The following is a 1,392-nucleotide window of genomic DNA, read 5'->3' on the forward strand; positions in this document are numbered from 1 at the left end:
GGGACTGTTGTAGTGACGATCGCCTTCAATGTGCCGCTGAATGATGCCCTGGCGATCGCCAAACCAGATAGCACTGAGGGCGCAGACTTGTGGGCTAGATATCTGACCACCTGGACGCTCTGGAACCATGTTCGGACGATAGCAGCGTTTGGGGCAGCAGCATTGCTGACAAGTGCGCTCTGTAAGCAAACAGTGCAATAAAAATGTTAAGTATCAGAGTAAAAAAAAGTATTAAAAGGATTTAACAGAACTATGCCAATTAAAAAACCCATTAATCTGAATCAAGGAAGTTTCCTCAATCCCGCAGATACAGCAGATTTGAGGTTCATGAGGTACAGTAGCAGCAATTAGTAAACCAATTTTTTAGATGCATTGGCTCAACTAGTTTTAGCGCAATTTTAATTAAACCATCAACGACAGATGCACTCTTGGGAGAAAATTGTTTCAGAAAAGCTTTTAATTGTGACCACCAATGTTCAATTGGATTGAATTCAGGAGAATAAGGAGATAGATAAACAACACTTGCTCCCACTCCTTCAATCAAAGGCTTAATCTCTTCGACTTTATGAGCAGGTAGATTATCCATGACAACGACTGCACCAACCCATAATTGCGGAAGTAAAAAATGTTCTACAAAAACTTTATATGCATCTCCATCCATTGAGCCGTTTAAAGTCATCACGGCTAAAACTTTCTTTAAGCTAATTCCTCCGATTACACTTATTTTTGCACCTCGGTAATATGGTTTAAAATTATACGCTCTAGTGCCGCGCTCGCTTCTTTGATGAGTCCTAGTTAAGCCGAGTAAAACACCCATTTCATCTATAAATACAAGGTCTTCTGGGTCTACTTGCTTTACTTTCTCCCAATACTCTATTCTCAGTTTTTGGACTCTTTCTGTTTTTCCTTGGCTGCTACGCAAAGTCTTTTTTTTCGCGTTAATTTTTGTTTTTGTAATGCACAACACATCACACTTGCACACACCCAAACGTTGTATTTTTCTCCAAAATATTCGCAATATTCCAATAAAGTTGCGTCTGGGTAAATTTGAACCATTTCGGCTAATTCGTTAACGAAATCATCTAGCCTACCCTTCATGGCTCCACCTTGCTTTTTGGGTTCTAGATGTCCTTGCGCTCTATGAAGTTGGATTAGCTTTTGGACATAGCTTTTTGCTACACCAAATTGCACAGCAACCTTTCTTATTGAAGTACCACCCTTTTCGTAAGTATTTACTATTTTTTCTCGTAAATCGATTGAGTATGCTTTCATTTTAAGTCTTGATGCACCAATACTATGTGTACCTCATTTACCTCGAAAGTGCTGTAAAAAGATAGTTGTCATCTTAGATAGTGAAGATATTTTAACTTTAATCACGCAAGAATTAAAAAC

Annotated in this window: 3 protein-coding genes; 1 reads left to right on the forward strand and 2 read right to left on the reverse strand. The window is 38.7% G+C overall.

Annotation, left to right across the window (positions count from 1 at the left end):
* Nucleotides 1-201 (forward strand): anthrone oxygenase family protein (locus ACWATR_RS40025; RefSeq protein ID WP_460345936.1); only part of this gene is annotated, 201 nt, incomplete at its 5' end.
* Nucleotides 202-325: 124 nt separating this feature from the next.
* Here ACWATR_RS40025 and ACWATR_RS40030 read toward each other — a convergent pair.
* Nucleotides 326-922, reverse strand: a complete 597-nt coding sequence (locus ACWATR_RS40030; RefSeq protein ID WP_460345939.1) for an IS630 family transposase — start codon at nt 920-922, stop codon at nt 326-328.
* Nucleotides 880-1,272 carry a helix-turn-helix domain-containing protein gene (locus tag ACWATR_RS40035; RefSeq protein ID WP_460345942.1) on the reverse strand — a complete coding sequence of 131 codons (393 nt, stop codon included), beginning with the start codon at nt 1,270-1,272 and terminating at the stop codon, nt 880-882. The genes ACWATR_RS40030 and ACWATR_RS40035 overlap by 43 nt, the downstream gene beginning before the upstream one ends.
* Nucleotides 1,273-1,392: the final 120 nt, after the last annotated feature.

This window comes from Nostoc sp. UIC 10890 (assembly GCF_054786515.1).

Bases quoted from the DNA above. Each gene is read 5' to 3' on its own strand.
- ACWATR_RS40035 (WP_460345942.1), bottom strand. From the start codon at position 1,272: ATGAAAGCATACTCAATCGATTTACGAGAAAAAATAGTAAATACTTAC.